This is a genomic window from Desulfobacter postgatei 2ac9 (assembly GCF_000233695.2).
GTDB lineage: Bacteria > Desulfobacterota > Desulfobacteria > Desulfobacterales > Desulfobacteraceae > Desulfobacter > Desulfobacter postgatei.
On record NZ_CM001488.1, the window covers coordinates 3,226,466 to 3,252,795 of the forward strand.

Below are 26,330 nucleotides of genomic sequence, written 5' to 3' on the forward strand. Positions count from 1 at the left end.
CTCAACGCATTGGAACAAGGCGATTGGACCGGATTGATAAGCAAATACTGAATATTCTCCAGGAAAACGGGAGAATTACCAATGCCCAGCTCTCCAGGATGGTGGGAATTTCAGCGCCTGCTACGCTGGAACGGGTCAAGCGCCTTGAAACAGCGGGTGTAATCTCCCATTTTATGGCTGTGGTGGATCCGGAAAAGGTTGGATTCCCTATCATGGTCATTGTCAGCATTACGCTGAGCTTGAGCAAGCTCTCTTCGGTCTCTTTAATCAAGGAAAAGTTTTCGGAGCTTGAGGAGGTTGTGGAATGCTATCAGATTGCCGGTGCCCATGATTTTATCCTCAAGGTCATTGCAAAGGACATCAAAGCCTATGCAGAATTCATGAACCGAAAACTGACCCGGATACAGGGCATCCAGAGCATCCAGTCCTCATTTGTCATCGACAGCCTCAAGGATAAAAGAATTTTTCTCCTCAAAGCCGGGGATCACAGCTGAAGTCCTGTTTATTATTTGTATTTTTTTTAGTCACTGTTGGCGTGCCGAATCCACCTCCGCCGGGGCTCATGATACGGAAACGCTCGCCGGGTTGCGCGATGATTTCGTTCTTGGCACCCATGCAGATTGAGGTGCCGTCTTTTCTGATGAACAGGTTCACCCCTTTGCTGCCGGATTCGCCGCCTTCCAGCCCGTAGGGGGCGAAAACCCTGCGTTCGGAAAGGATGGCGACATTGAGGGGCTTTAAAAATTCCACTTCACGCACTAAACCGTCCCCACCGTTGAACCGCCCCCTGCCGCCGGACCCCCGGCGGATGGAAAATTCCCTGAGAATTATGGGATATCGCCGCTCCAGGATCTCCGGATCAGTGATTCGGGTGTTGGTCATGTGGGTGTGAACCCCGGTCTGCCCGTGCCAGGTCGGGCCGGCGCCGGCCCCGCCGGCTATGGTTTCATAGTAGCCGAAGCGGTCATTGCCGAAGGTAAAATTGTTCATGCAGCCCTGGGAGGCGGCAGCCACGCCGAACGCCTTGAGGACCACGTCGGTGATCCGCTGGGAGGTCAGCACGTTACCGCCTACCACCGCGGCTTCCGAAGAGGGATCAAGCAGAGAGCCCTTGGGGATATCAACGGTGATGGGGATAAGGCAGCCGTGGTTTAAGGGCAGGTCTTTTTCAATCAGGCATCTGAGGCAGTAAAGGATCGCCGATTTAGTCACGGCTTTGGGAGCATTGCAGTTTCCCCAGATCTGAGGTCCGGTGCCTTGAAAATCAAATAGTGCGCTGCCGTTCTTGCGGTCTATGGTGAGGGATAGGGCAATGGGGCTGCCGTCATCCAGATAGTCCATGGCGCGAATCGTGTCCCGTTCGGCCATCCCCTTGGATACGGAAAGCGCACTGAGCCTCTGGCGAACGGCCTCTTCAGCCGCATCCTGAACATGTTTCATATAGGCCTGAACCACGTCGAGGCCGTAGAGATCAACCATCTCCAGCACCAGTTCAATCCCTTTCTGGTTGGCGGCAACCTGGGCCTTAAGATCGGAGATATTGTCTGCCAGAAGGCGGGTGCCCGAGATGGCCGGACGCCCCGGTGTCGGGGGCAGTTTGCCCGGGGCCAGCAGCAGTTTCGAAATGCCTTGTTCCTGAAAAATGCCGTTCTCCACCAGCTTGAACGAGGTGATGCAGGCCCCTTCCTCTTCAAGGCGGCGGGAGTTAGGGGGCATGGAGCCGGGAGAGATGCCGCCGATGTCGGCGTGATGCCCACGGGCTGCCACCCAGAAAATGACCTGATCGTCCTTGAACACGGGGGTGATGACCGTAATGTCGGGCAGGTGGCTGCCCCCTGCAGCCGGATGATTGGAGACCAATACATCCCCGGGCGTAAGACCGCTTCCCTGCATCTGGATCTGCGCCTTTACCGCGTCGCTCATACTCCCCAGATGGACCGGCAGATGGGGCGCGTTGGCCACCAGTTCACCATCGGGCCCGAACAGGGCGCAGGAAAAATCGAGGCGCTCCTTGATATTCGTAGAGATGGCGGTTTTTTGAAGCATCCGGCCCATTTGTTCGGCAATGGACATGAATAGATTGCTGAAAATGGAAAGTTGGACCGGGTCAAGCGTTGTGCCGATTTGCTCCCGTGTGCCCGAGCCCACCTTGATTTCCACATCCCCGTTTTTTGTAATCTCTGCGGTGCAGTCGGGTTCGATGAGAATGGTGGAAGTATGGTGGATCAGAATGGCCGGGCCGGGGATGCAATGGCCGGCGGCAAGTTTTTCCAGATCGTAAATCAAGGTTTTCTGCCGGCCCTCTTCAAAATAGCACTGGGTCATATCCAGCACCGGCGGTGCCCCCTGGGCCTTTGGGATGCTGATCCGGCGCAGATTCTCAGACTTGCCCCGGGCGCGGATCCGGATATCGTCGATGAGGATTTCCCTGCCAAAAAGATCGAATCCGAACTCCCTGCGGTAGAGGGTCCTGAAGGCTTTTGTATAGTCATTGTCTTCAGGCCGGCAGATCATAATGGCCGTGTCTGTCCCATGGTATCGCAGGTTAAGAAACCGGGTGGTGTCAACGGCATCCGGGGAGAATCCCTGATCCTGAAGTTCCCGGCGAGCCGCTTCTTCAAGTTGTTTAAAAACCGCTTCAGCCTCTTTCAGCGCTTGTGGGCATAAGAGAGCGGAGCAGGGCTGCTGGCGCTCCGTGACCACATCGGCCATGCCCATGCCGTAGGCGGACAGAATGCCGGAAAATCGGTGGATAAAAATTTTGGATATTCCCAGGGTCCGGGCAATGGCGCAGGCATGCTGGGGACCGGCGCCCCCAAAGGTGGCCAGAATGTGCGCCTTGATATCGAATCCCCGCATCACCGAAATTTCACGGATGGGCCTGACCATCACCTCGTTGGCCACCCGGATAAACCCCAGGGCAGCCTCCTCCACCGTCATGGGCGGCAGCCCGGCACCGGCGCAGTACCTGTTGATTTCCTCTGTCAGGCCGGCCAGGGCCGTACAGGCCGCTTCCACGTCCAGCGGCTGATCTTCGGTGGGGCCGAAAATATGGGGAAAGTGCTTAGGTTGAATACGGCCGAGCACCAGATTGGCGTCCGTGACCGTCAGGTAGCCCTCTTTTCGGTAGCAGACCGGACCAGGGTGTGCCCCGGCAGATTCGGGACCCACCAGGAACATGCCGTTGTCAAAGAAGAGGCGGCTGCCCCCGCCGGCGGCCACGGTCCTGATGTGGAGTTGGGGGGCCTGGATGCGCACTCCGGCGGTTTCCGATTCAAAGACCAGCTCATATTCCCCCCCGAACCGGGAGACATCGGTGGATGTGCCGCCCATGTCGAAGCCGATGACGGGCTGTTTTTTTTCAGAATCAAAGGTGGTCATGGCATATCCCACCACTCCGCCGGCCGGTCCGGAGAGGATGGCGCGGCTGCCGGTGAACCCGTCAGCACCGGCCAGGCCGCCGTCGGACTGCATGAAAAGAAGGCCTGTATGGGTAAGCTTGTCCTTGAACCCGTGTTTAAAGCTGTCAAGGTAGGTGCGAATATGCGGGTTGAGGTAGGCGTCCACCATGGTGGTGTCTCCCCTGGCCACCAGCTTCACCCGCGGCATGACTTTGGAGGAGAGGGAGATCTGGGTGAATCCGATCTCCTGGGCCAGGCGGCCGATGGTTCGTTCATGATCCGGCCAGGCATAGGCGTGCATGAGCACGACGGCAAGAGTGCGGATGCCCCGATCATAGACAGCCTTAAGATCGGATTTTATGGCCGCTGTATCCAGGGGACGAATCACTGCCAGGCGGTCACCGGTGATCCCCTTCACGATTTTGCCTTCTACTGCCGAGGCGTCCTCATCCTCCCGCAAGATCCTCAGGCGCTCGTCCGCTTCAATGACCTCCCGGTACAGAATTTCGGGTTTTTTGATCTCCAGGTCAAAAATCCGGGGACGGTCCTGGTTTCCGATTTGAAGAATATCACCGAATCCCCGGGTCACCACCAGGGCGCTGGGCGCGCCTTTTCGTTCCAGCAGGGCGTTGGTGGCCACGGTGGTCCCCATGCGAATCCACTCAATCCGGTCGGATTCGAACAGTTCTTTGGGTACGGGCTTGCCGGTCACCTTTTCTATGATGCGCCGAATTCCTTCCCGGGGTGCGTCAGGATAGTTCCGGGGATCTTCGGATAAAAGCTTGATGACTCTGAACCCGGGTTCTCCGGGCACCTCGGCATAGATATCCGTGAAGGTGCCGCCGCGGTCGACGGAAAAACGAAATTTGGCGGGGTCGGACATGGATACTCCTTTTTTATTCTGCGCTTGGACAATCCTCTTCTCCCGTGATCAGGGGCTTGATATCTAAAATCGGTGTGCCGTCAATCATATCAATGTGTTTGACCCCAATGCGTTCTTGGTCTTTATCTGTCACCTCAACGACACTCATGCCGATGGCATTGGGACGGATGGGCGAACAAATGCTGAACACGCCTCTGGAAGAGGAGCGGTGGGGCGGGGTCTGGAACAGGTATCCTGAATTGAATGCCGGGCTTTTATGAAAATGGAAAAGCACCACAATCTTTTGTCCGATTTCAATATCACGCAAGCCAGGCACAAATTCAGGCTGAATTTCCAATACCCCTTTTTCCTGTGACACGGACCAGTGCCGGGGCAATTTTGTTGCATTGGTTCTCACAAAACCGATGGGCGTGAAGGAGATGGTTGTGTTGTTTGTCATTATAAACACCTTTTTGGGTTGAGAAAATGCCAATTTAACACAGTTAATTTATATCGTACACGTTCAATATGTTTGACAAGGTAAAATCGTTCCAAAATCCAAGTGTGGGTACTGCAACCAGTAACATCACCACAAACGCCAGGGGCTGGATAGGGTTCAATGATTGATCGGCAGGCGAAGTGACGCTATGTTAATGCCGATGCAAATGGTACCCGCATTGCGCCGGCATGGAATCCGTCTACCAACAATTACCTGTGATACCGTCTGTCGGAAGGACGCTTTTTCCTGGCGTCATTGGAAGCAGAGGGCGCCAAAGGCACGGGGATGGTGAAAGTCCGGGGCCGGCAGGTCCACCGGCGCCCAGGTCAGCCAGTGGGGGTGGGAGGTGTTGTCCGCACATTTGTAAAAGTTGGCCCGCCAGGCCTTGCCCGGTTCGGGGTGAGTTACGGCCGTGTACGAGGAAAGCAGGTCAAAGGGGATTTTCGCACTCAGAAACCAGAGTACTGGATCCTGGACCTCTGGGTTCACAATCTTGGGCAGGGAGGCGTCCCGAAGGATCCGGGCACAGTCTGATACCGGGATTTCAACGGGATCTTTCCTGGGCAGGGTCTGGAAGTGAAACAGGATGGTGCCCCCGCAGTTCATCTCAAGGTTGAAGTACCCCTGGTCCGGGTCCGGCCCCGGAGTAAAGAAGAATTCGACGCAGCTGTCCTGGTATACGCGATCCTGATCGGTCCGGGCCAGGGCCCGGATATACCGGTCCTGAACCCGGAACATCAGGTAAAGGGCCTGGTCGTCATAGGCCAGCTTGACCCGGGTGTCCGGGAAGTGGCGGGGACGTTCTCCCATATGGCAGGTCAGTTTCTGGCTGGAGACGGCATTCCATGGGGGTTTCTGCCATGATGAGGCATCCACCCGGAGTCGGTCCTGTCTGGCAACATAGTGCTGCATGGCGTTCCTTTGAAAGAGAAACAGAAATTTTTCATTTCATATATGCATATCCCGTCCACACTTAGGGTCCCGTCAGCCGTTGCCCGGCAACCTGTTTCATCCATGGTGCATGCGCTTATGTGGGCCTGGACAACAATGTTTGAATTCGAGCGGATGATCTGTCCCCGGTATGTCCATTCATGTTCATCTGCTTCATCAATGGCAGGGGCAAACTTCTCCGGGGCAAGATCGAATTTTTTGATCATGAAAAATCTGATCAGCTGGATGAATGATTCTATGCCTAGCGACCCCGGGCAGACCGGATCCTGATAAAAATGGGCGTGGAAGAACCACTCATCAGGGTCCACTTGTTTTTCACCTTGAATCAGCCCCTGGCCGTGCAAGCCTGCTTTGAAATCAAGAAAGGTAATTTTGTCTATCATTCGCAAGGCTTTTGCCGGCATCCCCGTATTGGGACCGATATTTTGATCTTCCGGGGTCAAGGGTGCATGATCTTCAAATATTGTTTCAGGCTGTTGGGTATTGTTTTCAAGGGGCAATAGCGCTCGGGGGTCCCTGATTCCCACCTGTTTGGATAACGCATCAGCCGTAAAAAATCCAAAATTGGTGGTGCCTGTGTAAACAGATTCTCCCTTGTTTTGCACATCCATATCAAAGTTTTGGATGATCATGCCGCCGGCCTTGGAAACGTCGGTCATTCTGACACGGATTTTTACCAATCCGGAGCTCCGGGTCAGATTTTTGATCCGTTTGGCTTTTCCCCCAAGGTTTCTGAAATGCAGACGTTCTTCACTGATCAGGGCTGCACCGCCATAGGCCGCAAGCCAGCCACAGGGTTGAAGGGCCACTTCAAGAAGAATGCAAAAAGGCATGGTATCGCTATGGTTCGCTGCGAAATACCATGCGTCTTTATCAATTTTGTAGGTGGTTTCTATCCACCCGCCGGGTGCGGTCTGCCAGGCCGGGTGGTCTGCTTTTGTCACCGCGTCCATAAAAAAGTAGGGTGGTCTTGGCAGCCTTGCAATTTCACGCGTTTTGTCAAAAATTTTATAGGGTTCTCCAAATGCCTCGGATGGATTGCCCTGGGCAAAAGCTAAAATTTTATCCCGGTCAAACAGGGGTCTGGATTTGAATTTATCAAGCAACCCTGGGTCCATGATGGCTTCAAATCCCATCATGCTTGCAATAACCGTTTTGTTTTCATCAAGGAATGTAAAATATCCTTTGATTTTATGCTGACCCTGGTGGTTGACTGTAAAGACTATCCGAACCTTCTGTCCGCTTTGTTTGGGAAAAGCGTCAAAAAGCCGCAAATCGGCAAAGCTTGCAGGCAGGCAGACTTGTCCGCAATTATGGAAGGTCCATAAAATAGCGGCCTGGAAGGCTGCATCCAAAACCATGGGGTCCATGGTCCATTGTTTTGCATGGGGTGTTTTATACCATTGGCTGATGTCAGGTGCTGTGGTTGTCATCACCTCAATTGCCTTGGACGACACCCCGCAAATTTCGGTAATGCATTGGAGGGCGCCTTCATGGAAAAGAATGGTTTCATAGGCCTGCTCCATAGTGATGTTCCAGGGGGTAAGATCCATGTCTGCTGATTTTGATAAAACCGGTGGTTGGGGCAGCTTCTCTGCCAATAACACCTGGGCCCCGGCATGCTGGATTGTTAATCCGTTTTTACCCAAAGAGGTAATACGAGCGGGTGTAAAGAGCTGATGATCAATGGAGACACATTTTCCAATCTCCACCTGGACCTCTGTTTTGTCATTGGCGGGCACAATCCCTTTGAGCAGACGCACCTTTTCCATTCCGGCACATTGCAGACCTGGATTGTTTCTCTCGGCTCCGCAGGCCAGCAGATCCACCATTAAGGCCAGGGGAACAACCGGTGCATTATCAATTTTATGGTCTTCAATGATACAACTGTCCCGGCTGCTGAAGGTCTGGGACAGAACCTTATTCATTGCGCAAGATCGTTCCGGCACGTCCGAAGATATCGTGCCCCCGACAACGACCTCAACGCAGGACCTGTCGGCATTGCCCATTTCCGCGACCATCTGTTGTGCGCCGGCCTGGATGGGGATCAGTTCAATCTGACGTTTTTCAAATTCCCGTTTCAGGCTCTCCGTGACCATGCCGCCGTCCCAGGGTCCCCAATTGATGGCCAAAGCCCTGCAATGGGGATGGGTGATCTGTTTGGCCTGGGCGATTTTATTGAGCACTTCGTTGGCCATGGCGTAGTCGCATTGGCCGGTATTGCCGAATCTTGCCGCAACCGATGAGAACATCACCAGGTACTTGAGTTTATCTTGATCCACTGATGAAAGAAGCGCAAAAAGCCCGTTGATTTTGGTGCCAAACACATTTTTAAATTGGTCGGGTGTTTTTTCACAGATCAATTTATCCTCAAGGACACCAGCCCCATGAATCAGTGCGGTCACCGGACCCAACTGCTCGGTCACCTTCTCCATGGCCGCGTTGACAAGGGCTTGATCCCGGATGTCCACACAGTAGTAGGCAACCTCATTGCCCCATTTTTGTATACGTTCCAGATTGGCTTTAATGTCGCGGTTTGAGGCAAAATGGCGATATTCCGCCTCCACCCGGGCAGGTGTTGGCTTTTCTTTTTCAAAGGCATTGGCAAAAATGGCTTTTTTCATTTGCGCGGGTGTATCCATGCCTTTAAGCCATGCCGGTTCGTCAAAGGGCGGTTCAGATCTGCCGAAAAGGGCTATTTTCGATTGACACTGCCCGGCAAGGGCAATGGCACACGCTGCGGTAACGCCCCTGGCACCGCCGGAAATTACAACAACATCGGATTTGTCCAGGCAAATTTCCAAAGGTTCCCTGACAGGTTTTGAGACAAGTTCTGGAATGTAACATTGCTCGCCGTCAAGCCCCATTTCCACGGCCCCCCGGGTCAGCATCAGCCCTGCGGCGGCTTCGGCGTTTTCTTTTATGGCTTTTTTATCAAATGGCAGGTCAAGGGCCCGGCAAAGGACCGATTTCCATTCAAGGGCGGCTGTTTTGGCAAGGCCTGCCATGCCACCGTAAACAGGGCTGATTTGTGTTTTAAAATTTTTAAACCCAAAGCCGCCGCCAAGAAAGCTGATACAGGTCATGAAGCTGCCGCCTGCCTTGGCGCTTGCTGTCAGGTGGGGGCCGTTTTTTGAGGCCAGGCTGAAAGCCGTCAAAAGAAACTGACTTGCCACAGCATCGTCGCCGGGTTGGCAAAAGGTGTCCGGTATAAGGACAAGCCCTGCCGCATCGGGCAGATCCGGAATGTTCTGCGGGGTGGCATCAATAATCCGTGCGGCTATATTAAGTTTTTTAAACGCCTTTTCAAATGCCGTGGCAATGCCTGCATTATCCCTTGTCAGGTAAATGGTTTTACCGGCAGGTATGTGAATTCTTGACCCATTATAGAAGCGGACCTGATGGGTGGGGAGGGCTGTAAGTACGACTTCTTGTCTGCCAAGCGCCTTTATTTTTGTTTTTTCAGCCTTTCCCGCCTGGCTTGGGTCACTTATGGGGTCATGCGAAGTTTTTTTTTAGCGGTTTCTTTGGAAACCGTTGTTTGTTCAGGTGTTAAGTAATTTATGATGTCGGCTATGGTTTTTAAGCTGCCCATATCATCCGGCGACAATGCCCTGGCGTCGGGCTTCTCCTGTTCGAGTCGCGACAAAATCTCAACCCGTTTTATGGAGTCAATGCCAAGATCAGATTCAAGATTCATTTCGGGTTCGAGCATCTCTTTGGGGAACCCTGTTAATTCACTGATGATGTTGACCAGAATGCCAAGGGTATCTTGGGCCGGCTGGTTGTTTTTCGACTTGTTTTGCCCATTGCGCGTGGGCGCGGTTGGTTGTTCGGGCACAGTGGTCTTTCCCTGATCTGTTTCAACAGCCGTACAGATATCTCCAAGGGTTTTGACTGAACCCAGGCGTTGGGCGGATAGATCCTCTTTGTCGGGAAATGCTTTTTCAAGTTCCGAAATGATCTCAACTTTTTTAATGGAGTCAACGCCGAGGTCCGATTCAATATCCATTTCTGGTTCCAGCATCTCTACCGGGAACCCTGTTAAACGGCTGACAATTTCAAACAGGAGGTTTTTAACCTCCGGAGCAGGGGCAGCCGCCGTCGGCGCAGGGGTCACCGGTGCTGCTGATGGCTGGGGGGGGCGGACCTGAGAAGCGTCGGGTTTTGATGTTGTTTTCTGAATTGATGGTAATGCAGCCGGCTCAGAGATCTGGGGCTGCCGGTATGGCAGGGCCTGTGCCGGGGCTGGGGCCGGCGGTTGAATTGCAGGGGCTGCCGGGGTGAACACCTGTCCACGGGTTTGTGACATCAGTGCGGCTAAGGCCTTGCCGGCCTGGGCCTGGGTCTCCAAAAACTTTTCATGGGCACGGGCGGTCTGGGCCTGGAGCTGCTGCATGGCATTGAGCCCCTGGACAAGGATATCCGGGTTCGCCGGAATCTGGTTTGCAGTCACATGTTGGATTGAATTTGACGTTGTTTGGGGGTGGGTCTCGTTAAATTCAGGGTGTGGAAAAGATGTCATGGTATTTCCTTGTGTGGTGGATCTCCGTTGGGTTAAAACCGTTGTATTAACAGATGAATCCAGTCCAATGTTTTCGTTTTTGTAATCTTGCGCTGCCCGGGCTTGTAATGGCGTGCTATGGGCATGAACAGGTGCCTGTTCAGTCTGAATACCTTTCGTCGAAGGTATTTCAGGTAACGGGGGCTTTGCATTGGCTCCGTTGAGCATAATAATAAGTTTTTTAGACTCAGGCGGTGCCGCATCTTCCTCCCAGGCGGAAAGATCCACAGGGTGACCTAAGGCGGCAAGGGTGCATAATCCCGTCCCCAGGTCCTGGATGCCCGAATTTCTTCCGGCTGATTTTCCAGCTGATTTATCTAAGGCAATGGTCTGTACATCCCGGTCTTTTAAAATGGATTGAATCAAGCCGCACAAAACAGACTTGGGCCCAATCTCCACAAAGGTGTCAACGCCTCGCTCATACATCTGTTTGATGTCACCAATAAAATCCACCGGGTGCATCAACTGCCGGCCTAAAAGATCCTGGGCCTGGGCTGAGTCTTCAGGATAGGGCGAGCCGGTTGTATTGGATAATACGTTAATTTGTGTCGGCGTGATGGTTGCTTTCCGTGTCAACTTATTGAACGGTGCTGCGGCATCTGACACCAGGTGGCTGTGAAACGCTGCGGCCACAGGCAGTTTGACGGCCCGCATGTTGCGGCTTTTGCAAATTTTTTCAGCTTTGAGGATCTGTTGGGTCTCTCCGGATAACACGCCCTGAACCGGGCTGTTCTTATTGGCCAGGACAAGATCGAGTTTTTCTTCTTGAATGAGGGCTTTGATCTTTTCAATAGGGGCCTGGATTGCGAGCATGCTGCCTGGATCGCCGGCTCTTTGACCGGCCTTGGCCATGAAGTTGCCCCGGGCAGCCGAAAGTTCAAGACACGTTTTCTCATCAATCCAGCCGGCGGCATATAATGCGCACAATTCTCCGTAACTGTGGCCGCAGGTCATCTGGGGGATTACCTTGAACCGGGAGAGAATTTTCAGCATGGATAAAGAGACCGCACCAATGGCCGGCTGGGCGATGCGGGTCTGACGCAGGGCTGCCTCGGCGGATTTTTTATCCATGGCATATTCCGGCGGCGGATAGATATAGGCGGAGAGCACGCTGTCATCTTCCGCATCCGTATTCGTGACACAGGACTGGGCCATCTCAAGTATTTGAAGGCTTTCGGGAAAAACAGAGATAATCTGACCGGCCATTCCGGTGTATTGGCTTCCCTGGCCCGGGAAGACAAATCCCAGCTTCCCTGATGCTTTCCCCTGCCCGAAGAATATAGGCGGTTTGGCAGGTTGTTCGCCATTGACCGTACCTTTTGCCTGGGTCATCCGTTCAAAAAGATCATCCTGGTCAGAGAGCAAAATTAAGAGCCTCACATCATGTTTTGATGAAAAGGCTTTTCTGGATTGCGCTGCCTGCCAGGCAATGGCCTGGTTAAAAGCGGATTTGTCCCTACTATCATATGTTTGTATGGTTTCAGAAATGCTGTTGAGCTTTTTAATAATTTCTTTTTTGCTCTTTCCGGAAAGCGCCAGGATCTGGACCGTGCCGTCCCAGGAGATATTGGCCTTTTCAGGCGTATACTCTTCAAGCACGGCATGGAAGTTTGATCCGCCGAATCCAAAGGCGGAAACGCCGGAACACCTCAAGGAATTCATTGCGCCGCCGCCGATCCATGGCCTGGCGGTCTGGTTGAGATAGAAGGGGGAGTTCAGTATATCCAGATCCGGGTCAGGGGTTTGGGCTTTCAGTGTGGGAGGCAGAATCTTGTGGTGCAGGGCCAGGGCTGCCTTGATCATGCCTGCGGCACCGGCTGCGGCCTTGGTGTGGCCGATCATGGATTTCACCGATCCTATGGCCGTGGATCCGGCTGCTTTGTCTTTGAAAAATTTTTTCAGTGCAGTAAATTCAACCTTATCACCCACCCTTGTGCCTGTACCGTGGGCTTCAATCAGACCCACGGATTCGGGTAAAATACCTGCATTGCCATAGGCGTTTTCCAGGGCCTTGATCTGTCCTTTGGCCTCCGGGGCGTATATGGCCGAGGTGCGCCCGTCACTGGCCGTACCCATGCCTTTGATGACCGCATAAATCCGGTCCTGATCACGTTGGGCGTCCGTCAGCCGCTTGAGCACCAGCAGGCCGATACCTTCACCCAGTACCGTGCCGTCGGCGTTTACTGAAAAGGGCCTGGCGTCACTGGTGCGAGACAATACCCCGGTTTTGGAAAAGCACATGTGCATGAAAATGTCGTTGAGGGTATCCACACCGCCGGTGATGGACATATCGCACCGTCCGGTTTCAAGTTCCATCATCGCCGTATGAATGGCGGAAAAGGAGCTTGCACATGCTGCATCACACACCGTGTTGGTACCTGACAGGTCCATACGGTTGGCGATTCTTCCCGCCACCACATTGCCTAGAAGGCCTGGAAATGAATTTTCCTGCCAGCTGACATAGGAATCGCTGATCAGTTTTAATACGCGTTCCTTTTTATCCGGGGCGATGCCGGCTGCATCCAAGGCGTTTTTCCAGAATGGATGTCCCAGTCTTGCGCCAAGGGGAATCACCAGTTCCTGGGTGCCGGTTACCCCGAGGATTACATTTACCCGTTTTTCTTTCAGATGGGCATGGCCCACAGGGTAGCCTGCATCGGCAAGTGCCATGCGAACCACTTCCAGACCCAGAAGCTGGGAGGTGTCCGTGGCTTCGATGTTTTTGGGGGGAATGCCGTAGGTTAAAGGATCAAAGGCAATGTCCGGTAAAAACCCCCCCCTGCTGCAATAGGTGTGGTCAGGGCAGTCCGGGTCTTCATTGAAATAATCTTTCAGACGCCAGTGTGAGTCCTGGGGAACTTGTGTGATGGCATCAATGCCGTTGAACACCAACCTCCAGAATTCTTTCAGGTTTCTGGATTCAGGAAAAATACAGCCCATGCCGATGATGGCAATGGGCGTTTTGGGTGTGCAAGGCGTCTGTGTTTCTGTTGCGGCTTTGGGTGTCATATATGAAAAGTAATTATGGTTGCTGGTTTAAAATATATTTTATGGAACCTATATATATGGCAAAGAGGCTCGGAGCATCCCCCAGCAAGGATATTGACAAAAGTTTTACATAGGTTATGAGGAAATCAGCTTTAATATTTCATCGAAGGGCATGGGAGAAAAAAGTCCTGCACCGGGGGGCAGTTCAATGCCCTGGGCCCTTGCAAATGCGGCCCTGGTGACAACACAGGCCCCGGTGAGCAGATTCATGGCGATCTCTGCTGCAAACCGGTTGGTATGGGGTTCAAGGAAGCTGCTTTTGGCCCATTGGTTGAATGCACCCATGGCAGGGCCGCACCAGATCTGGTAGTCCATCTTACGCTGGGGATTACCCTGGATTGCCCACCTGGAAGACTGACCAAGATAGGATCTGAAAACCAGGGCCATTTTGTGAGCCGGATCCCGCTCTGCTCGATCCACCTCCTGCTGTTGTCCCCGTGACAGGAAAAAATCCCGGGTGGACTGCCATGCTGCATCAAACGAAGTTAATAGGAATTTATCCTCAATCTCCTTTTGGGCAGCCGGGGGAAGGTCAGCAAAACAGGCATAGTTTTTGTAAAATTGATACAGTTTTTCCGCCCGTACAGGAAACAACGTCCCGCGTTTAAGCACCTGAACCCGTGCGCCGATTTCAAACATGTCTGCGGAAGGAGCCATGGCAACGTCCGCCTGTTCTGCCTGGCTGAGCAGTTTTTTAACCTCTTCACAGATACCGGCCTCCACACATGCCTGGTTAATGGAGCCGGTAAGGATATATGCGGCACCCATGCTGAAAGCGGCAGAGGCGGATTCCGGCGTGGCAATGCCGCCGCCAAGCCCGACACATAGCGGGCTTTGAAAATTATATGTTGCCATGGCTTCGTTCTTTAGGGCAATGAAGGTTGGTAAAAGCGTCAGGGCAGGGCGGTTATCCGTGTGTCCGCCCGAATCAGCCTCGGCAGTGAGGTCCTGGGCCATGGGGATGTGAGCGGCAAGCATTGCTTCATCTGAAGTGATCATTTGCCGGTCAACCAACTGCTCAAGCAGCTTTTCCGGTGGTGGTGCGAAAAACTGCCGGGCCACTTCAATGCGTGACACTTTTGCAATAACGCGGTTTGGGGTGACAATGTCACCTTGATTGTTTCGATGGATGCCTTTGACACGATAATATACTAAAGGCAGGGTGATACGCAGGAAGGCTGCTGCAGATATCAGAGTGACCCCATGGTCAAGATAGCGTTTTACCGTTGCCATTTCATGGTCCGGGTCTGCCAGACTGTGGATCAGATTGAATCCAAAGGGTTTGTCCCCAAGACCGGTCTTGAGTTCAAGAATGGCGGTTTCTATTTGTTCAAGGCTTAATCCGCCGGCACCAAAAAAGCCGAGCATCCCGTTTTCGCCCATGGTCTTCACAAGTGCTGTGGACGCGATGCCGTTGGCCATGGCACCGGCCACATAGGCATATTTTAAACCATGACGCCGCTTAAATTCCGAATCCCCAAGGTTTTCCGGGCGTATGGCCGGCACATAGATCTGCTCTGACAGCGAGGCCATATTACTTTGTGATGGCCGGCTGATATGTATCCCGTCAAAATTTTTTATAAGCAGCTGCGGCCGGCTGATATTATGAATAGCCCTAACTAAATCAAGTTGCGATGTCATAGTGGTGTATTGTCCCTGGCGGATACTGTGCAAGGTGTTATCGTATATACTGACGCTACTCCCCAACGTTACGACGTCCGCAGCGCCGGGGTACAATTTTCATGGTTGGAGTCTAATAGCATACCCGATGCCTGTAATCAAGATAGCTTATTGATGATAGGGAATGTTTATCATTCTCACGGCGAACAAAAACACCAGGAAATAGACGGTATAAGAGATGAGTTTGTGAACTGATGAAGCCGTTATCTCTAAAACCGTCTGGGTTTAGTTGAATTTTCCCTTGGCGCGAAAATTGACTTTTCCCCAGTTATGATTAAATCCGGAAAACCATGGCTTTCAACTGTGCTGCCAATTTCATGAATTCGCGACTGTTCTGAATACGGGGACGCTCCAGGGGAATGGGAACCAGGTGAGTAGGATTTATAATTGTTTTTCCTGTTATCCTGCCCATTACCATGGTTCGGTCCGCAAGTGTCACCGCTTCGCGTACATCATGGGTAACAAATACAATGGTCTGTTTCAATTGTTCCCACAGGGATAAAAGCAGATTCTGCATTTGCTCGCGGGTCTGGGCGTCCAGGGCAGCAAAGGGTTCATCCATGAGCAGCACCTCGGGGCTGAGTACCAGAACCCGGGCCAGGGCCACCCGCTGCTTCATTCCCCCTGAAATCTCCCGTGGCAGGTAATTTTTAAATTCGGTCAGGCCCACAAGATCTAAAAACCGGTTTACCCGGCCCTGTTTTTCAGCTGCAGACAAGGCTTTTCTTTTCAGGCCGAACCCGATATTTTCAGCCACGGTGAGCCAGGAAAAAAGAGCGTCCTCCTGAAAGACCACACAACGATCCGGCCCAGGGGCGGTTATGTTTTTTCCCTTAAACAAAATCCGGCCGGATGTCGGTGGAACAAATCCGGCCAGCAATTTGATCAGGGTGGATTTACCGCAACCGCTCTGTCCTATAATGCAGATAAACTCCCCAGGACCAGCTTGAAAGCTTAAACCCGATAGCACCGGGGTCTGTTCACTGTTGACCGAGAATGCTTTCGAAAGCTCCTGGACATCCAGGATGGGGCCTGAAGCGAACTGGTTTGACAGGATATTCATATCTGGCGCGCCGCACTGTGAAAACAGAATTTTAATGCGTTTTTCAGCAGCCAGTCACTGGTCTGCCCCATGAGGGCAATGAGGATAATCCCCACCACGATCATATCAATGCGCCCCAACATCCGGGCATCCATGATCACGGCCCCCAGCCCCGCAGAGACACCGGACAGCTCTCCGAGTACAAGGTATGCCCAGGAAATCCCCAGGCCCAGCCGCAGGCCCGTGACAATGGCTGGCATGGCAGCCGGCAGAAGAATGGCAAATGTGCCCCGGAGGCGGTTCACCCCCATCATGGCCCCGGCCTGGAGAAGCAACGGGTTGACCTGGGCGGCCCCGGAGGCGGCATTCAGATAAATGGGAAAAAACGCGGCCAAAGCCACCAGAAACACCGTGGTTTTCAGACCAATACCAAACCAGACCATTGCCAGTGGGAGCCAGGTGATGCCGGGCACAGCTCTCAACCCGTTCACCGGTGTGTTCAGCAACCGTGCCGCGGCAGGAACCCGGCCGGACCAGACACCCAGAGTCAGTCCAAATACCGTGGCCAGACAGAATCCTAGTCCTACCCGCCCCAGACTGGCCAGTGCATCCCTTGCAAAACGGCCGGCGTAGGGCCCATGCCCGTCCGTCCCGAAGATATAGATCCCGGCAGTATCCAAAATTTCTCCGGGCGATGGCAGCAGATAAGGCGGCAGCCAGTCCAGTTTTGATGCAAGTCCCCATACACACAAGGCTGTGGCCGGTAAAATCCAGGGAAGGATACGATATAACTTAATCTTTAATCTCCGCCCGGATTTGGTTCACAAAACTCAAATCAAACAACCGGCTGTAATCCGGCTGGCGCTGGATCAGGCCAAGGGCTTGCATGCGCCCCCCCAGGGCCCGGGCCTTTTCAACGAAATCGGGATCCATGTCCCAGGCCAATTCCATGTTGTCGGCCGCTCCCTCCAGTATTTTCATAGGGGTGCCGAACTCCGATGCTTTTGCCAGCCATAATTGCCTGTGCTGCTTGAGAAACCGGGTGGCCCGGGCATGGGCCCTGACCATCTCAAGAACCAGGCCATGATTTTTTTCAATTGAATTACGGGTAACCAGCATCCCGGCATTGATGGTACCGATGGATTCCCCGTAATAGGGATAGGAAAGAATTCTGCCATACCCCTTGATTACGGCGATGGTGGGAAAGGGTTCGCCCGAGACAAAGGCGTCAATACCGCCGCGTGCCAGGGCCAGGCCCATATCAAAAAAATCCACACGGGTCAGGGCCACCTCCCGGTCCGGAGAGAGACCGGAACGGATAAGGGTTTCCCTCAGAAGAATCTCATGCATGGTACCCGGCACATATCCGATCTTTTTACCTTTTAAGTCGGCGGGAGACTGGACAGGACTGTCTGCGGCGACCACGAAAGCCGAGCACTTGTTACAAAGCGCGGCCACCACGACCACGGGCTGACCCAGGGCTGCAGAATGAATGGCATGGGCGATGGTGGTACCGCAGATATCCAGGTTGCCTGCCATCAGCGCAGTTTTCTGATCAGCCGGATTGGTAAAGGAAAACACCTTAACATTTTGTCCCGTCCCGGTGAACCGGTCATAAAAAAACGGCTGGATGGTCTGGGCCGTCTTCCAGGTGCCTGCGTTAAACGCAAACCCAGGATCCGGGCAGCAGACCACCAGGAAAAAAATAAAAGCAGACACAAACACCTTTAATATTGCCATGCCTGTATATCCTTAAAAACAATTTGAGGGCAATCCCGGGTCCCAGCCGGTTTCCCAATGTAGCCTCCGGCATTCATTGATGTCCCTGGCCCGCCCTTTTCCCGTATCGGCCTGATCGTCCCTGGGGCTGGAGCCTTTTTCCGGAAAAAAGAGGTTTGCGCCCGCAGTCATCGAAGCCGTATGGGGTTCATGGGTACAATGGGCCTTTGGCACCCGTCCCATGACCAGGCGACTGACTGCCACCAGGCGGGCCATTTCAAATTCCGTGATCATCCCGTATTTTTCCATGGGGCTGCCCGGGAAATTCACCCGGCGCATGACACCGGAATAAGTGGCGTGGTACTCCCGGGCCAGAAACATTAATTCCACCAGTTCTTCAGGCGTATGTTCCGGTCCCACCGGTTCCACGCAGTTCATCCATTTGAGGCCCACATCGTTAAAAACCTGGATGGTCCGGATCCGTTTTTCTTTTTTCAACGGGGTATCCCTGCCCTCCCCCAGCCGGACAGCGTGGTAGGCGCCGACAAATCCCGCCTCCAAAAGCTGTTCGCCTTCGGCATGGGTGATATCCCGCGTATTGGCCACCAGGGGAAGGGTCAGCTCTTGTTTGAGCCGCGAGCCCAATTCCAGCAACCGTTTAAAGGGATAGGTCCCCGTGGTCATAAGATTTAACCCATCTGCCCCTGCGGCCTGGGCCTCCATGGACCAGGCCAGGATCTGTTGGTAGTCAAATTCAATCTTTTCTGTAAAAATGCCGGCTTCTTTGGTAAGGGAGCAAAAGCGACAGTTCAAAGGACAGGGTTCCAGGTTCACTCCGATGTGCAGATGATTCTCCCCTTTCAATCCGAAAGTTTGCCGGGAGAAGCGGTCCGCTGTCTCCATCAGTGCATAGGTTTCTTTGCTGTGCAGATCCATCCGGATCAAGGTTTCTGCTTCTTCCCGGCTGATGCCGTCATCAAGGGATTTATCAAGAATGTACGCTATTTTTGGTTTTATATGCCAGCCCATTAGACTCCTTAACGCTCGCCCGTTTGAAAGCCGTAAAATTTCCAGATTTTTGTTCAGACACTAACTTCAATTATTTACGATCAGGATATTTCAATATATTTTGTGCCGGGCGTATTGCAAATCGGACATTTTTCCGGGGCACAGTCCTCAATGGTATGGCCGCAGACAGGACAAATGAGAATGCTTGCTTCCGGCAGATCGCCGCCGCCTTTTACTGCGTCCAATGCCTTGGCATAGAGGCCGTGATGGACTTCTTCCACAGGCATGGCAAATTTAAAGGTGGTGACAGCTTTTTTGTTTCCTTCTTTTTCGGCTTCGGAAATAAATTCGGGATACATCTCCGTGAATTCATGGGCTTCACCGGCAATGGCGTCCTGAAGATTTTCCAAAGTTGAATTAATCCCTCCCATTGCCCGCAGATGGGCATGGGCATGGATGGTTTCGGCTTCAGCGGCCGCCCGAAACAATTTGGCCACCTGGGGAAATCCATCTTTATCCGCTTTGGCGGCATAAGCGAGATATTTACGATTAGCTTGACTTTCTCCTGCAAATGCTGCTGCTAAATTTTCCATGGTTCCCATATGTCTAATCTCCTTTGTTTTAAAGTTTTAAATAATTATAGTGGATCACACAATTTTCTTCCAACTTCAAAAAATATAGCAGACCCCGAGGTTTTTCAAGGTCGGGCAAAAAATATCACTCAGCCTTCTGGTATACTGCGGCTATTCCACCAAAGATCGATGTCGCATCAGGAAATCGCTGTTCTTGTTGCTGTCCGTCAAGAAACGGTTGCACGCCCCCATGCGAATACGTCTATTCAACCGTTTTGGGGGGTGAGTTTTGCGGTATTGCCAAATTTCAAAAGACCCAAAACGCGACATGAACCAAGCGGTAAAGTGAGGTAACTGCCACCATCTCACTGCAACCAATAAATCCAAGAACGATGATGGTAAAAATTATCCATATGCGATGACGTGAAAAAACTTTACGAAAATCGAATAATGAATTATATAGAATTATTCGAGCATACAATCTCTCTTTTTTTGAAAGGTTTTTTACTTTTTCACAACTAAATTAAGACTGTATGATTTTTTAAAATTTCAATTAAATTTCAGTCGAGACTTCTCGACTGTTGTCTATTTAAGACCCATTCTTGAGTCAGTTTGTAATTGACCAGGCGGAGCTATGCGTTTTTGTTACTATCTGGTAGAGGAGCCGGTCACCCGGCTCCCCCCCATTTGGAACCCATCGTGCCCTATTTAGGCAATGGGCTCGAGATATAATCATTCACCTGTCTGTCTGGTTTAGAAAAGGGTATGATAAATCCTAACTTTCGGCGGAGGATACGCTTCAAGAAACAACTTGAATTTCTCCCAGTTAAAGGATTTACGCTGACTTCGCCTATTTAACCATTTAAACATTATCAGAACAGCATGATTTCGAAATTGGCTCAAGCATTTGCCATTGTTGGACACCCCATAATATCGGATGTGTCCCCTCATCTTGCTGCAGAATCTTCGCCATATTTCCTTGAGATCAAAACGGTCTTTTACGCTACGAGCCCATGCCCCGATTTTCTTGAGTTTACTTCTAAAGCGTTTTCCGCAAGTTTTCAGTTTCGGAACGATGAACCCCTTTCGAGCCTTACCAAGATAAAAGGTAAAACCCAAAAAATCGAAGGTACCCTGCTTTTTACCACTTCTCATTTCCTGCTTTGAGAACGATACCAACTTTGTTTTGAGTTCGTTCAGCTTCAGTCCAAATCTTTCGAGGCGTTTACCAAGGGCTTGTGTTATCCGATTTGCATCATATTCAAACTGGCAGCAGATCACCACGTCATCACAATAGCGGAACAATTCCACCCTTCCGTCACAATGCTGTTTCACGACGTTCAGAAACCATACGTCAATTACATAATGGGCGAAGATATTCGCCAAAACGGGACTACAGGGGCTACCTTGTGGTACCCCCTCATCACTGACTGTCAGCTCTCTTTGAGTTAAGACTCCAGCTTTGAACATTCGGATGAGATACCGAATAAAACGCTCATCTTTGATCTTCAGCCTAAGTATAGTTTCCAACTTTTTATGGTTAATAGATCCAAAATAATTGGCGAGGTCAACGTCTATAACCGTCTGGAGTTCGTTATGGTAGAGGTGCTGATTCAAGGCCTTGATTGCATCGTGACATCCCCTGCCTGGTCTGAATCCATAGGAACATTCATAGAACAGAGGTTCATATATGCTTTCCAGAACCTTCTGAGTCATCATCTGTACCATTTTATCCTCGAGATTACCGATGCCCAATGGCCGCGTAGCACCAGGCTTTCCCTCCTTGGGGATCAACACCTGACGCACGGGGCCGGGCCGATAAGCCATCTTTTTCATGCGCTCAAGTAGATCTTCGAGATTTCTATCCAGTTCGGCTCCATATGCATCCTTATCTATGCCATCAATTCCAACGGCCTTCCTTCCATCAAGCTCGCTGAAACAACCCCTTAGAGATTCTTTGTTGAATAGGTGCATCAAATTATCAAACACCTTCTCGTCATCCCTTGAGGACAGCCAGGCTATTCTATTCAATTTTGTTTCCGTCAACATCTGAAACTCTGTTGGTTTCATAACGTGTCCTCTCATAGATCGATTTTACCCAGTGTCCTTCCCTCCCCAGGCGTTACCCCGGTTCAACGGTACTATGACTCATCTGACTTCCTGCCATCCATCTTGACCTCCTCGCCTTTACACTTGTCAGTCAATACTTTCCTCCTTGAAAGAGACGTCAGGATCTCCCACGTTCACCTATCTGCTTTGATTACATGCCATGCTCTCAGACCCCGGGAATGCTCCGTGTATCTTCCCATAAACGACACATGGAATATTGCCTTCTGAATCATCGAAATCATCGGCCATTCCAACATACTTTTTTCGGGGCTCAATCACTTCAGCAAATGCTTACGGCCTGCAATCTCTCTGTCTACGCTTAGCCTGTGCCGTTACCGACACAAGCCCAAGACTCGATACGGAATGCGCTGGGTCTACGCTTTTCCGGTGGAACTTTCATCCACGAGTAGTATAGGCGCCTCGTGGCGCACCGATGATCAAGTTTTTGTTAATTTGCCCAACTTCGGCGTTGGAAAAAAATTTTAATCCTCAAAATATGTTGTATATTCCTCCGGTTAAAAATTGTTTCCGCCTTGAATTTGAACAAATCCCCTAAAAACTTGATGATCGAGTAACAGTTTGTTCCCTTGATTCAAAATCAAAAACTATTTTTGCCGTAGCGGCTCGTTCCCATACCTTTTTTTTGCTTGCTGCATTTAATGAATCGCTGTACGCTTTATTCATGGCTCGATCTGGTATTTGTGGTTGAAAATAAGTAAGTTTTCGTATCAGATCGAGCTTAAAATATCTCGTACTATTTCAATTTAAATTTTTTTTATCATTCTCCCCTATAAATGAGCGAAGTTAGGACCAAGCCCTGAATTCTATATATTAGACATTATACCGATTTTTCATAACTCATTGATTTTAATTGGGAATTTACTTTCAATAAACTTATAAAATTAAACACTTAGTCTAAATTGGTATAATGTCTCCTCTTGATCACAACTTGAACTGTCCGCAGGTTTCAGGTTGATAATGAATCTCTATGAATTCCATTTTTTTCAACCCGGAGGGGGCAATCCATTCTATGGATTCCCCCACTTTATGCCCAAGGATTGCAATACCTATTGGAGCCAGAATCGAAATCTTGTTGCCTCTGATATCTGCATCCTCTGGAAAAACCAGAGTATAGGTTTTTTTCTCCTTGGTGACCTCATTTTCAACAGTGAAGGTCGAATTCATTGTAATAATATTATTCGGAATGAATTCAGGTGGCACAACAATACAATTTGATATCTTTTTTTGCAGGGACTCTAAATTTTTTTCATCAAAACTGCTACAGCCCCAGCACATATCCAAAAGGCTTTCCAAACGCTCTAAATCAAACTCCGTTACCAATATTTCCTTTTCCATTTCACTTTCCTTGCATTACACGCTATTTCTTTATCCAAAGGCTTCAGTAACTTCAAATTTTTTAGTTTTATTTTCTGCCTTTCCCGGGCGGAATCTTCGAACCACAAAAATTGCATTTAACGTATTTAAACCTGTTGCTGAAGGCCACAATTTGAACAGTTAAACATTCTGGGCACACCCGTTTAAGGGGCACACTGGTCCCTATGCTTCCAGTCAGGAAAAATGAACTCATTTATACGCCCTCCTGATTGAACAATTCCGGTTTTTCTCCAGGCAAAAACATCACCCCAGTTCTTTTGAGCTGTTTAACATCATTCAAGGATGCCGCAATATCCTTGAAGACATATTCCAAGGCATATTCTTCGCAAAACAAGACAGATTCCTTTTTATTTTTATAATAAAAACAGTGATGAATATTCATACAATGGATGCAAAGATCCATTTGCTCATTTTTTAAAATCATATTGCTTCCTTAATGATGTTTTTTTATTCTTTGGAATTTTATATGGTTCAAACAGTCATTAGATTAGGTGTTTTCCAGGGACTGATTGCGATCCTCTTCTTTTTAAACTCAGAGAAGATTTCCCGTCCGACTCAATGAGCCGGTTGCAATTGGGACAGGTCATTCTCAGTGTTTCAACGTTCCCCTTGAACAGCCGTTTTTGACAATACGGACAAAAATACCAGGTTGATAGATTCTCGGCTGATTTCACATCATTTAGAAACATCTTAGTCATGGTCTCCATATTAATAATAATTATCCGCCTAACGCGGTCCTTTGCCCTAAAACGCTAAGTGCGTACCAATCAAACCGTTACAGCAACCTTTTGGATCTGTTCATATGTAACGTCCAACACATCATGGAAAATCGACGGTATCGGCGAAGACAATAATGCCGATACTTCGTGGTTCGCCTCATTGATAAACACGTGAACAAGGTTATTGTTGAGCTCTTTGTTCTCCATAATTACCGGAACCTTTTTGTATTAACGGCCATGGGCCGACCAGGCCCATCAGCACCAAGACTCAACCCACAACGAAACATAAAAGTAATTCAATAAGTTACTTTGACTTTCATATAAAAAACGATGTCGATTGTTCTGGTTATGGTAAAAGCAAAGAGTGTACCAAGATCTGAATTCTATTTAACACATTGAAAGCATAAGATTTCATGATTAATACGAATATTAAAGACTGTTGCATCGATGTCGCAGAACGCAACACCGATGCACATTGCACCCAAAGGTGTATAGTTGACTTTAGATGAGTGGGCTTTCCTTCATTACCGGGGGATTGACCTGATACTCGATGATCAAGTTTTTGTTAATTTGCCCAACTTCGGCGTTGGAAACAATTTTTAATCCTCAAAATATGTTGTATATTCATCCGGTTAAAAATTGTTTCCGCCTTGAATTTGAACAAATTCCCTAAAAACTTGATGATCGAGTGATAATTTTATTAATCCCCAACGTTGGTCCGAACCAACGTTGGGATAACCATTAAATTTTGAATGTAAGCGGTGTATGAACCACACCTTTTTAAGCCTATCGGGGTGTTGTATAGTTTTCCAGCAAGTTTTTATCCACGTTTTGTGGCATCAAAGCTTTAAATTCGTCTTCCGTCATGGCTTCCGGTAAATTTTCAAAAAGAAATTTGAGGTACCAATAAGGTTCAAGTCCATTGGCCTTGGCGGTTTCGATTAGGCTGTAAATGCAGGCACTGGCCCTGGCGCCTTCGGATGTACACGAAAATAACCAATTTTTTCTACCGACCACAAAGGGTCTTATTGCATTTTCAACCACATTATTGTCGGGCATTACCAGACCACTTTCCGTATACAGGACCAGCCGATGCCATTGATTAAGGGTGTAGTTGATGGCTTTGCCAAGAAGGCTTTTGGGGGGCACCTTCTCAACTTGAGCATCCAACCATTTTTTAAATTCATCAAGGATAGGCAAGGCTTGTTCCTGCCTTTTCCGGTAAAGTCCCATCAGCAGACAAACCAAGTTCTTTGGCCTCTCTCTCTATTTTGTATAATTTGCTGATGTACTTCAGGGCTTTGCCGGAGATTCCTGTCGGTTTGCCGTCTTTATTCCCGGCAGCTTTGACCACCTCCATGAACTTTCGACGTGCGTGTATCCAGCAGGCAACATGAATGATTCCCTCAATATGATCAAGAAAGTCATATGCACCATAACCATCCGTTTGGACAATACCCTGATAGCCGTTCAAAAAATTACGGGCAACGTCCCCGGATCGAGTTGGGTGATACTGGAACAGAATAATGGGATTGTCCGGTGTTCCTCCTTTGAACACCCACATATAGCATTTTGACCGTTTCGGTTCTTTCAGAACTTGGACAGTTGTTTCATCAATATTGATCACTGGACCGTTAAGGATTTCACCCTTCATGAATTCCAGCAGGATCTCACAGCCCTGGGCCACTTTTATGGCCCAATTGCACATATTTGATCTGTGAATGTCTACTCCAATTCGGTGAAACTGTTTTTCCTGCCGGTAGAAAGGCAAGGCATCTGCAAATTTGGCGGTCAGGATATGAGCCAGAAGTCCTGGGGTTGCAATGCTTTTGGGGATTCATTTGTTCCGGCATTCTGGCAATGGGCACTGTCGGGCCGTCATCTTCAACACCTTCACAGTTTTTACATTGCGTATTTATAACGGATATTCTTGATCACTCTCATCTGTGCCGGAATAATCTCAAGCTGTTCAGATTCTTCCTGGCCACAACGCGATTTCATGCAACCACAGCCACATGTTTTTTCTTCCTTCGCTCAGATCGTGGATCACTTCAACCCGTGGAAGGTTTGCAGGCAAAGGCTTGCGCCCTGTTTTTTCCCCTTTATGGGCAGGCACACTGATTTCTTCGGGCTCGTCGTCTAATATGGGAGTATCCGGTTCAAAAGTATCGAAAAGGGAGCGTTGACCGTCATCCTTATGAATTTTTTCTGTCTTTTTGCCAAAAAGTCGGTCCAGAAGGCTTTTAATCTGCTCGTTGAGAATTTTTATTTCGGCTTTATAATTGTGTTCTCTATCTGAAAAATCACTGACAAAAGAAGCCATTATTTCTTTTAATTTCTCAACGTCATTTATGTTCGCAAAAGCCTCTTGATTCATGCGTTGTATATACCATAACCACGCTGTTTTTGACAGTTTTTTTCTTCAAAAAACAGCCGAATATTTTAATGGCTTATGTGCTTTTCCTGATGAATTGAGAGCCCGTCCATTAGCCAGGAAAGTTCTTTTGCGCCAATGGTTAAAATCTCATTTTTGACTTGGGCCATTGAAAACAATCCTTTTCCAGCCTCTTGTGCCAGAGACAGAATCCATTACGATCCCAATACAGGATTTTCAATATATTCTGTTTCCGATTACAGAATACAAACATGTGTCCTGAGAATGGATCTAAAATTCAATGTTTCACTCACAAGTATGGATAACCCATCAATGGATTTACGCATATCAGTGCTCCCAAGTGCAATATGAATTTTTAAATTCTGG

Annotated in this window: 16 protein-coding genes and 1 pseudogene; 1 reads left to right on the forward strand and 16 read right to left on the reverse strand. The window is 49.9% G+C overall.

Annotated features, from left to right (window positions below; genetic code table 11):
* The first annotated feature begins 23 nt into the window (after positions 1 to 23).
* Positions 24 to 494, forward strand: coding sequence for an Lrp/AsnC family transcriptional regulator (locus tag DESPODRAFT_RS14895; RefSeq protein WP_004074480.1), 471 nt, complete (start codon positions 24 to 26; stop codon positions 492 to 494).
* Here the strand turns inward: DESPODRAFT_RS14895 and DESPODRAFT_RS14900 are convergent.
* The 16 genes and pseudogenes from DESPODRAFT_RS14900 to tnpB all read right to left on the reverse strand — a co-directional run bounded on the left by DESPODRAFT_RS14900 (position 472) and on the right by tnpB (position 26,217).
* Entirely contained in the window at positions 472 to 4,284 is a 3,813-nt protein-coding gene (locus DESPODRAFT_RS14900; RefSeq protein ID WP_004074481.1) for a hydantoinase B/oxoprolinase family protein, read from the reverse strand. The genes DESPODRAFT_RS14895 and DESPODRAFT_RS14900 overlap by 23 nt on opposite strands.
* 13 nt (positions 4,285 to 4,297) lie before the next feature.
* Positions 4,298 to 4,723: a tRNA (N6-threonylcarbamoyladenosine(37)-N6)-methyltransferase TrmO gene (gene tsaA / locus DESPODRAFT_RS14905; RefSeq protein WP_004074482.1), complete on the reverse strand. Its 426-nt coding sequence runs from the start codon at positions 4,721 to 4,723 to the stop codon at positions 4,298 to 4,300.
* Between the two features lie 291 nt (positions 4,724 to 5,014).
* The gene (locus DESPODRAFT_RS14910) at positions 5,015 to 5,674 is read right to left on the reverse strand and encodes a carbohydrate-binding family 9-like protein (RefSeq protein WP_040016015.1); all 660 of its coding nucleotides are present in this window, start codon (positions 5,672 to 5,674) and stop codon (positions 5,015 to 5,017) included.
* Positions 5,581 to 8,889: an SDR family NAD(P)-dependent oxidoreductase gene (locus tag DESPODRAFT_RS14915; RefSeq protein ID WP_004074484.1), complete on the reverse strand. Its 3,309-nt coding sequence runs from the start codon at positions 8,887 to 8,889 to the stop codon at positions 5,581 to 5,583. The genes DESPODRAFT_RS14910 and DESPODRAFT_RS14915 overlap by 94 nt, the downstream gene beginning before the upstream one ends.
* 314 nt (positions 8,890 to 9,203) lie before the next feature.
* On the reverse strand, positions 9,204 to 13,286 hold the full coding sequence (locus tag DESPODRAFT_RS14925; protein ID WP_004074485.1) for a type I polyketide synthase: 4,083 nt from the start codon (positions 13,284 to 13,286) through the stop codon (positions 9,204 to 9,206).
* A gap of 114 nt (positions 13,287 to 13,400) precedes the next feature.
* Complete coding sequence (locus tag DESPODRAFT_RS14930) at positions 13,401 to 14,858, reverse strand: PfaD family polyunsaturated fatty acid/polyketide biosynthesis protein (protein WP_245531930.1); 1,458 nt, start codon at positions 14,856 to 14,858, stop codon at positions 13,401 to 13,403.
* A 421-nt stretch (positions 14,859 to 15,279) separates the two neighbouring features.
* On the reverse strand, positions 15,280 to 16,068 hold the full coding sequence (locus DESPODRAFT_RS14935; RefSeq protein ID WP_004074487.1) for an ABC transporter ATP-binding protein: 789 nt from the start codon (positions 16,066 to 16,068) through the stop codon (positions 15,280 to 15,282).
* Entirely contained in the window at positions 16,065 to 16,799 is a 735-nt protein-coding gene (locus DESPODRAFT_RS14940; protein ID WP_004074488.1) for an ABC transporter permease, read from the reverse strand. The genes DESPODRAFT_RS14935 and DESPODRAFT_RS14940 overlap by 4 nt, the downstream gene beginning before the upstream one ends.
* Positions 16,800 to 16,839: 40 nt before the next feature.
* Positions 16,840 to 17,787, reverse strand: a complete 948-nt coding sequence (locus DESPODRAFT_RS14945; RefSeq protein WP_004074489.1) for an ABC transporter substrate-binding protein — start codon at positions 17,785 to 17,787, stop codon at positions 16,840 to 16,842.
* 12 nt (positions 17,788 to 17,799) lie between these two features.
* Positions 17,800 to 18,795, reverse strand: a complete 996-nt coding sequence (locus tag DESPODRAFT_RS14950; RefSeq protein ID WP_004074490.1) for a biotin synthase BioB — start codon at positions 18,793 to 18,795, stop codon at positions 17,800 to 17,802.
* Between the two features lie 80 nt (positions 18,796 to 18,875).
* On the reverse strand, positions 18,876 to 19,376 hold the full coding sequence (locus DESPODRAFT_RS14955) for a rubrerythrin family protein (RefSeq protein WP_004074491.1): 501 nt from the start codon (positions 19,374 to 19,376) through the stop codon (positions 18,876 to 18,878).
* 723 nt (positions 19,377 to 20,099) lie between these two features.
* The gene (ltrA, locus tag DESPODRAFT_RS14960) at positions 20,100 to 21,416 is read right to left on the reverse strand and encodes a group II intron reverse transcriptase/maturase (protein ID WP_004074492.1); all 1,317 of its coding nucleotides are present in this window, start codon (positions 21,414 to 21,416) and stop codon (positions 20,100 to 20,102) included.
* A gap of 981 nt (positions 21,417 to 22,397) precedes the next feature.
* A complete protein-coding gene (gene rnk, locus DESPODRAFT_RS14965; RefSeq protein ID WP_004074493.1) occupies positions 22,398 to 22,811 on the reverse strand; it encodes a nucleoside diphosphate kinase regulator in 414 nt (137 codons plus the stop codon).
* Between the two features lie 232 nt (positions 22,812 to 23,043).
* Positions 23,044 to 23,274 (reverse strand): hypothetical protein, encoded by a 231-nt coding sequence (locus DESPODRAFT_RS14970; protein ID WP_004074495.1) that lies wholly within the window; start codon positions 23,272 to 23,274, stop codon positions 23,044 to 23,046.
* Between the two features lie 1,081 nt (positions 23,275 to 24,355).
* Positions 24,356 to 25,946: pseudogene (gene tnpC, locus DESPODRAFT_RS21995) on the reverse strand (IS66 family transposase).
* Positions 25,947 to 26,085: 139 nt separating this feature from the next.
* Positions 26,086 to 26,217 carry an IS66 family insertion sequence element accessory protein TnpB gene (gene tnpB / locus DESPODRAFT_RS21755; protein WP_216594011.1) on the reverse strand — a complete coding sequence of 44 codons (132 nt, stop codon included), beginning with the start codon at positions 26,215 to 26,217 and terminating at the stop codon, positions 26,086 to 26,088.
* Between the last annotated feature and the right edge of the window lie 113 nt (positions 26,218 to 26,330).

Coding starts and splice junctions, on each gene's coding strand:
- DESPODRAFT_RS14945 (WP_004074489.1), bottom strand. CDS start 17,787: ATGGCAATATTAAAGGTGTTTGTGTCTGCTTTTATTTTTTTCCTGGTG.
- DESPODRAFT_RS14930 (WP_245531930.1), bottom strand. CDS start 14,858: ATGGCCTCGCTGTCAGAGCAGATCTATGTGCCGGCCATACGCCCGGAA.
- tnpB (WP_216594011.1), bottom strand. CDS start 26,217: ATGTTTGTATTCTGTAATCGGAAACAGAATATATTGAAAATCCTGTAT.
- DESPODRAFT_RS14950 (WP_004074490.1), bottom strand. CDS start 18,795: ATGGGCTGGCATATAAAACCAAAAATAGCGTACATTCTTGATAAATCC.
- DESPODRAFT_RS14955 (WP_004074491.1), bottom strand. CDS start 19,376: ATGGGAACCATGGAAAATTTAGCAGCAGCATTTGCAGGAGAAAGTCAA.
- DESPODRAFT_RS14900 (WP_004074481.1), bottom strand. CDS start 4,284: ATGTCCGACCCCGCCAAATTTCGTTTTTCCGTCGACCGCGGCGGCACC.
- DESPODRAFT_RS14935 (WP_004074487.1), bottom strand. CDS start 16,068: ATGAATATCCTGTCAAACCAGTTCGCTTCAGGCCCCATCCTGGATGTC.
- tsaA (WP_004074482.1), bottom strand. CDS start 4,723: ATGACAAACAACACAACCATCTCCTTCACGCCCATCGGTTTTGTGAGA.
- rnk (WP_004074493.1), bottom strand. CDS start 22,811: ATGGAAAAGGAAATATTGGTAACGGAGTTTGATTTAGAGCGTTTGGAA.
- ltrA (WP_004074492.1), bottom strand. CDS start 21,416: ATGAAACCAACAGAGTTTCAGATGTTGACGGAAACAAAATTGAATAGA.
- DESPODRAFT_RS14925 (WP_004074485.1), bottom strand. CDS start 13,286: ATGACACCCAAAGCCGCAACAGAAACACAGACGCCTTGCACACCCAAA.
- DESPODRAFT_RS14910 (WP_040016015.1), bottom strand. CDS start 5,674: ATGCAGCACTATGTTGCCAGACAGGACCGACTCCGGGTGGATGCCTCA.
- DESPODRAFT_RS14970 (WP_004074495.1), bottom strand. CDS start 23,274: ATGATTTTAAAAAATGAGCAAATGGATCTTTGCATCCATTGTATGAAT.